The organism is Corynebacterium sp. HMSC08F01 (assembly GCF_001807545.1).
GTDB classification, from domain to species: Bacteria; Actinomycetota; Actinomycetes; order Mycobacteriales; family Mycobacteriaceae; genus Corynebacterium; species Corynebacterium coyleae.
This window is the reverse complement of the sequence record NZ_KV789332.1, coordinates 1-8889: the sequence shown is the minus strand read 5'-3', so window position 1 is coordinate 8889 and position 8889 is coordinate 1. Positions and strand designations below refer to the sequence as shown.

Sequence of the window (8889 nt, the reverse complement as noted above, 5' to 3'; positions counted from 1 at the left end):
ACTGGACCACCTACATCAGATCAGACACACATGTGCCCTCAACGACGGGGAGCTGCCGCGATACTGGGTTGAGCAAGCCCTCCCACCCATCATCGATAAGTCTGCGTTTGACGCGGTGCAAGCAGAAATTGCCTATCGGCGCGAGATTGGTCCGGCTGCAACCCCGTCAAAGAACACGGGCGTATTCACTGGACGGATCTGCTGCGGCGCGTGCGGGAAGAACTATCAACGCAAAACCCGCACCTACAAGTCTGGAACCTCGTATAAGTTCTGGCGGTGCTGGAGTGCCTGCACCGGGAACGGCAACCCCTGTAGGGGGCACAACCTGCGCGAAACACTCCTCGAACACGCCTGCGCAGACATGCTCGGCACCCAAAGTTTCGACCCTGTCCAGGTTGGCGAGCAGATCGTGATGATTGAAGCCTTCCCGCACCAGCTCACATTCCACCTCGCGGATGGAACCATGAAGCCAGTGGGCTTAACCAGTGAAGGGAGGCTGACATGAACCGCACCGTCACAGCGATACCCGCAACAAAGAAACCCGGAACTGTCACACCCCTATCTGGTGTACCGGCACGCAGAAGGGTCGCCGCCTACGCGCGAGTCTCTACCGAGATGGAAGAACAAACCTCATCATATGAGGCGCAAATCGACTACTACACCACCTACATTCGCTCCCGTAATGATTGGCAGTTCGCGGGCATGTACGCCGACGAAGGTATCTCTGGCACCTCTATGAAGCGCCGTGAGGGATTCCAAACCATGATCGATGACGCCCTGGCAGGCAAAATCGACCTGATCCTCACCAAAAACGTCTCCCGGTTCGCACGCAACACCGTCGACTCCTTGACCACCGTGCGCAAGCTCAAAGACGCAGGCGTCGAGGTCTACTTCGAAAAGGAAAACATTTACACCTTCGACGCCAAAGGCGAATTACTCATCACGATCATGTCCAGCCTGGCCCAGGAAGAATCCCGCTCTATCTCCGAAAACGTCACCTGGGGACACAGGAAACGTTTCGCCGATGGAAAAGTCATGGTGCCCTACAAATCCCTGCTCGGATACAAGAAAGGCGAGGACGGCAGTCTCGTCATCGATGAAACCCAGGCACCAACCGTCAGGCTGATCTACCAGCTTTTCCTTGACGGGATGGCTATCAGTGAGATCAAAACCGAACTCGCTGCCCGCAAGATCCTCACCCCGCGCGGGAAAGAAGTGTGGTCAACGTCGACAGTGCGCTCGATCTTGTCGAATGAAAAATACAAGGGCGATGCCCTGCTGCAAAAGACGTTCACCACCGATTTCCTTACTAAAAAGATGAAGGTCAACGAAGGCGAAGTACCCCAATACTACGTAACAGGCAATCACGAGCCGATTATTGCTCCGCGCATCTGGGATCAGGTGCAATACGAGCTCACTACCCGACACGGCAACATATCCTCAGCCAAGGTCGGCTTATTCTCCACCAGGCTCAAGTGTGCGCAGTGTGGGTCGTGGTATGGGCGTAAAACGTGGGCGTCGAACACGAAATATAAGTACACAGTTTGGCAATGCAACCACAAATACGCAGGCGAGCACCCTTGCAGTACTGCGACCGTGAAAGACGAACATATCAAGAATGCTTTCGTCCAAGCACTCAACCAACTGATCGCCCGCCAGCCACGGCAAAGCCACCTATTGCAAATCTTTGACTCCATGCTTGATACGAGCCGTATGGAAGAACAAGCCGCCGCCTGCCAAACAAAAATCGTGGAACTCACTGAGCAGATCGAAGCACTGATAGCCGAAAACCAGCAACGCGCGCTCGACCAAGACGCCTACCAAAACAAGTACACAGAGCTCGATACTGCCTACCGTAAGACACTCGCACGCAAAACAAGCCTAGAGGCAGATATTGCAGCGAACACCGCCAAGCACGCCGCCGTCACCACAGCCCTAGACAATCTGGCAGGCGAACCTGTGAGCGAGTTCCGCCCCGCCCAGTGGAGCGCACTCATCGACCACGCCATCGTAGACGAGGATACGATCCGATTCGTATTCCGCACCGGTGAACAGGTGAGTATGGCCTTGAAAGGGTGATGCTCGTATCGGTTTTCGTGCATGGTTAGGTACATCTCCCAGAAACCAGATAAGGTTAGCCTTACTTAATAAGGATGGTGTTTGCATGGACGATAGTGCAATGGATCAGGTTGTTGAAGGTGAGTATGGGTCGGCGAAGGAAAAATCTGTCGCTGGCCAGAACGCGATTCGTCAGTTATCGCAGCCGGTGAAAGGCAAACTGTTCGTCGCGCAGGTCTTAGCGTTCGCCTCCGGGGTGTTGGCTATTGCCCCGTATGTGGCTCTGGTGGAGCTTGGCAGAGAACTTATGCAAGACCAGGTGGACCCGGCGCGAGTGAACTGGATCGTCATACTCCTCGTCAGTGCATACATGACCCGGTTGACCTTATATTTTGTTGCATTGGGCGTGACGCATTTTATTGACCTGTCGTTGCGTAACCAGATGCGCCGGCAAATTGCCGCCCGAATGTCGACTGCTCCGCTGTCGTGGTTTACCCGCGAGGGTGAGGGGAAGATCCGCAAGACCATTCAGGATGATACGGCCACGGTGCACACAGTGATCGCGCACGGGCCGATCGAGAAACTGAACGCGATCGTATCCCCGCTCGCCTTGTTGATGTATGCGTTTGTGGTGGATTGGCGACTCGCGTTGCTGTCGATTGCGACGATTCCGATTTATGTGGGCATGTATGGCATGTCGATGCGTGGGATGAATGAGAAGACCGCGCAAATGGATACCAAGCTCGCTCAGGTTTCGGCAACGATGGCCGAGTTCGTTGCCGGTATCTCAGTGGTGAAAGCGTTCGGCAAGGTTGGCCAAGCACATAAAGCCTATTTAGATGCAGCTAACGAGTTTTCTAAGTTCTACCGGGCGTGGTGTATGCCGCTGGTGTCGATGTCGGTCGCCTCATTTTCGTGGGTGTCGATCCCGGTGTTGTTGATCGTGAACCTTGGCGGTGGCGCGTTGATGATGAACGCCGGTTGGGTGAGCATCTACGAGGTGATAGCGACGACGTTGATTGCCTTGGTGTTGCCGGGCGCATTGATGACAGTCGCGACAATCGCCTGGTCTTACCAGCTCGCAGGGTCTGCGGCAGTGAGGCTGGTGAACGTCATGGAGCTACCGGCGTTGAGTCAGCCCGATGCGCCACAGACACCAAAGGGTCATGATATTGAGATTCGGGGTGTGTCGTATGCCTATGATGACACCCAGGCATTAGACGAGGTGAGCCTGAGCATTCCGGCAGGCACGGTGACCGCGCTGGTTGGCCCGTCGGGTGCGGGGAAGTCGACGTTGGCGAGTTTGATTGCCCGCTTCGATGACCCGGACGCTGGCACGATCACTATTGGCGGGGTTGATCTAAAGAGCATTTCCCAGGATGTGTTGTATTCGACGGTTGCATTCGTCCTGCAAGATGCACAGCTTATTCGTGACACCATCCACAACAACATTTCCCTGGGCGCGCCAGACGCAACCTTGGATCAGGTGCGGCAGGCGGCGCGGGCAGCGCAGATCGACGAGTTCATCATGAGCCTGCCAGATGGTTACGACACCGTGTTGGGCGAGGACACCCACGTTTCGGGCGGCCAGGCAGCCCGTATCGCAATCGCCCGGGCGCTCATGGTTGATGCCCCAGTGTTGGTGCTGGACGAGGCGACGGCGATGGCGGACCCGGAATCGGAATCGAAAATCCAACAAGCTCTCTCGACTCTTGCCAAAGGCAGAACCGTGATTGTGATCGCCCACCGACTGGCCTCGATCAGAGGGGCAGACCAAATCGTCGTCATGGAACGCGGGCGCATTGCTGTGGTCGGTAAACACGATGAGCTGTTGGGTAATGCGCACTATCAGGCACTTCTTACCCAAGGTGCATGCGAGGAGATGACACGATGAATCAACTATTGCTGCCACGCTTTAAGCGTTTGATGGAACCCGCCTCGTGGCGAGACCTTTCGGTTGGTCAAGCGTGGGGTGCGGTCTCAGGACTGTGTCACGGCTTTGCCCTGCTGACTCTGCTTCCCGCCGCAAGTGCCCTAGCAACCGGAATGCCGGTGTGGGGGCTGTCGTTTTCGGGCTGGCTCATCGCCTTGGCGGTGATCGCGATGCTGGGCGTGGGCACGGAGTTTTATGGCATGCGCACCGGCTATATCGGCGCGCTCGGATTCATTCACGACGTCCACCAAGCGGTCGGCAACAAGGTAGCCCGCCTACCGTTGGGAGTGTTCGATTCGGGTAGCTCTGGACGGCTGTCGCGCATGGTCACCCAGGAAATGATGAACTTGGGCGAGTCGGCGGCACATTTCATTTTCTCCCTCGTCCAAAAACTCTCAGCCGTGCTGGTGATCACTGTGGGAACCTGGTTCTGGGATTGGCGACTGGGACTGACCTTGACGATCGCCTTCCCGATCATGCTCGCCTTCCTCCATATCTCCCGCGTGCTTCTTGATAAAGGTAAGCAGGTTTCCGAACCAGCCGAGTCAGAGTTGGCGGCTCGCATGGTCGAATTCGCCACCTGCCAAGGCGCGCTGCGCTCCTGCCATGTCGCCGACGACTACCCGGCCCTTGATCGGGCATTCAAACAGGCTGACCGCAAGGGTCGCAAAGCATTGTGGATCGAAACATTAGCGAACCTGATTAATGGAATGTTCGTCCAAGCGCTCATTGTGGTGATGATCTGGCTGACCGCCCAACTCGCCCTCGGCGGGCAAATGAATGCGCTGAACGCCGTGGTCACAATCGGCATGTGCCTGCGGTTCACCACCATGCTCCAAGACATCGGCGGCTGCATGACCGGGCTGGAAGAACGCCGCCAGCAGATGAACCACGTCGACAAGGTCATGGATGCCCCCGAACTGTCCGAACCCGATGCCTCCACACCGATAAACGCCCCTGGTGATGTTCGTTTCGAGGACGTCACCTTCAGCTACGATCCGGACACCCCGGTTCTTTGTGATATTTCCTTCCATGTCCCGCAAGGCGGCATGTGTGCCCTGGTTGGTCCATCTGGGTGCGGGAAGACGACGATCGCCCGGTTGGTTGCACGTTTCTGGGATGTGCAGTCCGGCAGCGTGCGCGTTGGCGGAGTGGACGTGCGCGAGCAGACCATCGAAGACCTGATGCGCCAGGTGTCTCTCGTCTTCCAAGACGTCTACTTATTCAACGACACTCTCGAAGCCAACATTCGCCTTGGCAACCCAGAAGCCACCGATGAAGAAATCAGGTGGGCCGCTGACCTGTCGGGCGTGACGGAAATCGTCAACCGCCTCCCAGACGGCTGGAATTCATTGGCGGGTGCTGGCGGGCGTGCACTGTCAGGTGGGGAACGCCAACGAGTGTCCATCGCTCGCGCCTTGGTGAAGAAAGCTCCGATTGTGCTGTTCGATGAGGCCACCAGCGCGTTGGACGCGGAAAATGAAGCCAACATTGTTGCGGCGATGAATGAGCTACGCAAACACTCCACACTGATTGTCATCGCCCACAAACTGGAAACCATTCGGTCAGCTGACCAAATCATTGTGCTCTCCCACGGTGGGCGTATCGCCCAGCGCGGGTGCCACGACGAGCTGGTCAACCAGCCAGGTCAATACCGCGATTTCTGGCAAGAACGCATCAACGCCGCCGGATGGCAACTCGTCTAAAACACAGCACTGTTCACAATCATGAAAGGAAAAACTATGTCCACACCCACATCCTCGCGCCTCAACGCGCGCGACTTCATCAACATTGGCGTCTTCACCGCCTTGATGTTCGTCATCGTGTTTGCATTCGGAATGCTCGGGTTCATCCCCGCCGCCATGTATGCCGGTTTCTTGCTTTCTATCCTCGTTAACGGCATCGTCTTTGCGCTGTTCACAGCACGCACTCCGAAGATGGGGGCGTTGACAATCATGCTGATTATCATCGAAATCCTCTTTTTCGTGACCGGCCACTGGGTGGGCGGCGTCGCGGTGGCCGCTGTATTCGGCCTGCTCGCTGACTTGGTGATCACCAAGGGGCCGAAGAGCGTGAAAGTTCGCGTTCCACTGGCATATGCATTGTTTATCCTGCCGATCTACGTGTCACCGTGGATACCGCTATTTATGAACCAAGATGCATATATGTCGCAGATCGCCGAACAAATGGGTGCCGAGTATGCCGCGAAGATGGCCCAGGTAGTCACTATCCCGACTCTGTTGGGCTTCTTCGTTGTGATGCTCATCGTGGGCTGGCTTGCTGGTCTGTTAGGAACCCGGGTGGCGCGTAAGCACTTTGAACGGGCCGGTCTTGTCTAAACTTCCCGACCCGCGCACGATTATCGCAGCGCTCGTCATCGTCTCCACCACGATCTACAGCGCCTACTCGCCGTGGTTCGTGTGTACTCTGGGCGGATTCGCCGCCGTGATGCTGGCGAGCGCTGCGATCAACCCCAACACGCTCGTGCGCCCGAGCTGGGTAGCAGGCTACCTCGCCACGTTTGCGGTCCTCGGCACACTCGTTTATGTGATACCCCTGGTCTGGAAATCAACGGCCAGCGCGTTCCTCGTGCTGTTTTTGCAGTGGATGTGGCGATTCAGTGTCAGCGCAGGAATGGGAGCCTATGCGATCGGCGTAATCCGACCCGCCACCTTGCAAAAAGCACTCGCCAGCTCACGGATCCCGACCTGTTTCACGATCCCAATCTCGGTTGCCTTACGTGTGCTGCCCGTGATCGGCCACGAGGTTAAAGCGATCTCAGATGCCATGAAACTACGCGGCATGTCCGCGCTTTCCCTGCGTGCAGCCCAGTACTTCACAATCCCGCTGCTATCGACCGTGGTACGCAGCGGGGACGAACTGGCATCGGCCGCCCTCGTGCGCGGACTGGGCGGAACCGCAAAGCCCACCTCAGTCACGGTCGTGAAATTCCGGGTGGTCGACGCAGTTATTCTGCTCGTCGTTATCGGCTTCGCGATATGGAGAATCGTCCTATGACAATAGCCCAAGCAACTGGGGTCACATTCACCTATCGAGGAGCAGACCACCCCTCAATCAACGACGCAACCATCACCATCACACCTGGAACCGTCACCTTGCTGTGTGGCGCGTCAGGGTCAGGGAAAACCACCGCGTTGCGGCTGTTTAACGGGCTCATCCCACACTTTCACGACGGCGACCTTACCGGAAGCGTCACAGTCGCCGACATTGACGTGGCACGAGTAGATCTATCAGAGCTTGCCCACCACTGTTCGACAGTGTTTCAAAACCCGCGCACCCAGTTCTACACCACTCACGTGCGCCAAGAACTCGCCTTCGGTCCAGAAAATCTCGGCCGCGACCCGCAGGAGATCTGTGCCCGCATTGACGAGGTTGCAGCCGAGTTAGGTATCGTCGACATGTTGGAATCCCGCGTCACACAACTATCAGGCGGACAGATGCAGCGCGTGGCCTGCGCCGTCGCCATGTGCAACAACACGTCGCTGATCGTCTTTGACGAGCCAACCGCGAACTTGTCCGCTGACGTTATCGACCAACTCGCCACACTCATCGCCAGGCTCAAAGCCGATGGACACACCATCATCATTGCTGAACACCGGCTGAGTTTCCTTGCTGGGATCGTCGACCGCGTTTACTGCTTCGACAAAGGCAAGATCGCCCTCACCGCAACCGGCGAAGAGTTCTACGCTACCTCGGATGAGGAGCGCAAACAGCTTGGACTGCGATCCCTAGTGCCCGTATCCATGCCGAGCCTGCCCGAACCAGAAGGTGAAGGGCTCACGATCGACAACCTCGCCTTTGCCTACCGCCACGGAAACACAGTCCTCAATATTAACCACGTGTTGTTTCCGGCAGGGAAAATCACGGCACTCCTTGGCCCGTGCGGTTCAGGGAAATCAACTCTGGCACGCATTGTTTGCGGACTAGAAAAAGCCAAACATGCATCCATCACACTCGGCGGACAAAAATTCACCAGCCGCGACGCCTACCTTGTGATGCAAGACCCTACCCGACAGTTGTTCTCAGATACCGTCATCGACGAAGTCACGCTCGGCACGACCAAAGCCGAAAAGCAACACATCGATGCCCACGCGATCCTTGAAGAACTCGACCTTGCCGACCACGAGACTGATCATCCCCAAGCACTTTCTGGCGGGCAACGCCAACGCCTGGTTATTGCTACAGCGCTTGCTACGAACAAGAAAGTTTATATCTTCGACGAGCCCACATCCGGTGTTGGCTACAAGCACCTGGTCGCGATTTCCCGAGTAATGCGTAAACTCGCTGACACTGGTGCCGTCGTCATTGTCATCACCCACGATGCCGAACTTGTGACCGAGGTCGCCGACCATAGCGTCCGCCTCGACCAAATCAACGCCTGCTAACGCAAACGCCCGCTCAGCCGAAAGAGAGGAAAGCGCTTCTGCAGGTAAGAGCTAACGCGCTATACACTCGCTAACGCAGGCGATTTTTCGCACCCCCCTAAGCGATACGCGCTAAGGCAAACGCCGTTTTATCATTTTCAACGTCATAGTGGAGCGGATGACGAGACTCGAACTCGCGACCCTCACCTTGGCAAGGTGATGCGCTACCAACTGCGCTACATCCGCATCTTGTATTCAGTTGACGAGGGGAAGACCCTCTGTGCGCGATACTGGGATCGAACCAGTGACCCCTACCGTGTCGAGGTAGTGCTCTACCGCTGAGCTAATCGCGCTTGGCTGGTGACAGCTTGGAGGTGGATACGGGAATCGAACCCGTGTACACGGTTTTGCAGACCGTTGCCTAACCACTCGACCAATCCACCGTGGAGTTACCTCCAAAGTATTCGGGAACTCCGAAGTACTTGGAGCGGATGACGAGACTCGAACTCGCGA

Annotated in this window: 7 protein-coding genes and 3 tRNA genes; 7 read left to right on the top strand and 3 right to left on the bottom strand. The window is 56.6% G+C overall.

Annotated features, from left to right (window positions below; genetic code table 11):
* The 7 genes from HMPREF3171_RS11425 to HMPREF3171_RS11395 form a co-directional block, all read left to right on the top strand.
* Window positions 1–505: recombinase zinc ribbon domain-containing protein (locus HMPREF3171_RS11425; protein ID WP_210385613.1), on the top strand; the 505-nt coding region annotated here is incomplete at its 5' end.
* Window positions 502–2079 carry a recombinase family protein gene (locus tag HMPREF3171_RS11420; protein ID WP_070485011.1) on the top strand — a complete coding sequence of 526 codons (1578 nt, stop codon included), beginning with the start codon at window positions 502–504 and terminating at the stop codon, window positions 2077–2079. The genes HMPREF3171_RS11425 and HMPREF3171_RS11420, both read left to right, overlap by 4 nt.
* A gap of 85 nt (window positions 2080–2164) precedes the next feature.
* The gene (locus tag HMPREF3171_RS11415) at window positions 2165–3952 is read left to right on the top strand and encodes an ABC transporter ATP-binding protein (protein ID WP_070451308.1); all 1788 of its coding nucleotides are present in this window, start codon (window positions 2165–2167) and stop codon (window positions 3950–3952) included.
* Window positions 3949–5697: an ABC transporter ATP-binding protein gene (locus tag HMPREF3171_RS11410; RefSeq protein WP_070485010.1), complete on the top strand. Its 1749-nt coding sequence runs from the start codon at window positions 3949–3951 to the stop codon at window positions 5695–5697. Before HMPREF3171_RS11415 ends, HMPREF3171_RS11410 begins: the two co-directional genes overlap by 4 nt.
* A 36-nt stretch (window positions 5698–5733) precedes the next feature.
* Window positions 5734–6330, top strand: a complete 597-nt coding sequence (locus HMPREF3171_RS11405; protein ID WP_070451311.1) for an MptD family putative ECF transporter S component — start codon at window positions 5734–5736, stop codon at window positions 6328–6330.
* Window positions 6323–7009, top strand: coding sequence for an energy-coupling factor transporter transmembrane component T family protein (locus HMPREF3171_RS11400; RefSeq protein WP_070451588.1), 687 nt, complete (start codon window positions 6323–6325; stop codon window positions 7007–7009). Before HMPREF3171_RS11405 ends, HMPREF3171_RS11400 begins: the two co-directional genes overlap by 8 nt.
* Entirely contained in the window at window positions 7006–8397 is a 1392-nt protein-coding gene (locus tag HMPREF3171_RS11395; protein ID WP_070485009.1) for an ABC transporter ATP-binding protein, read from the top strand. The genes HMPREF3171_RS11400 and HMPREF3171_RS11395 overlap by 4 nt, the downstream gene beginning before the upstream one ends.
* Before the next feature lie 149 nt (window positions 8398–8546).
* Here the strand turns inward: HMPREF3171_RS11395 and HMPREF3171_RS11390 are convergent.
* The 3 genes from HMPREF3171_RS11390 to HMPREF3171_RS11380 form a co-directional block, all read right to left on the bottom strand.
* Window positions 8547–8622 (bottom strand) — tRNA-Gly (locus tag HMPREF3171_RS11390).
* 35 nt (window positions 8623–8657) lie between these two features.
* A tRNA-Val gene (locus HMPREF3171_RS11385) sits at window positions 8658–8729 on the bottom strand.
* Window positions 8730–8745: 16 nt separating this feature from the next.
* Window positions 8746–8819 (bottom strand) — tRNA-Cys (locus tag HMPREF3171_RS11380).
* Window positions 8820–8889 lie beyond the last annotated feature (70 nt).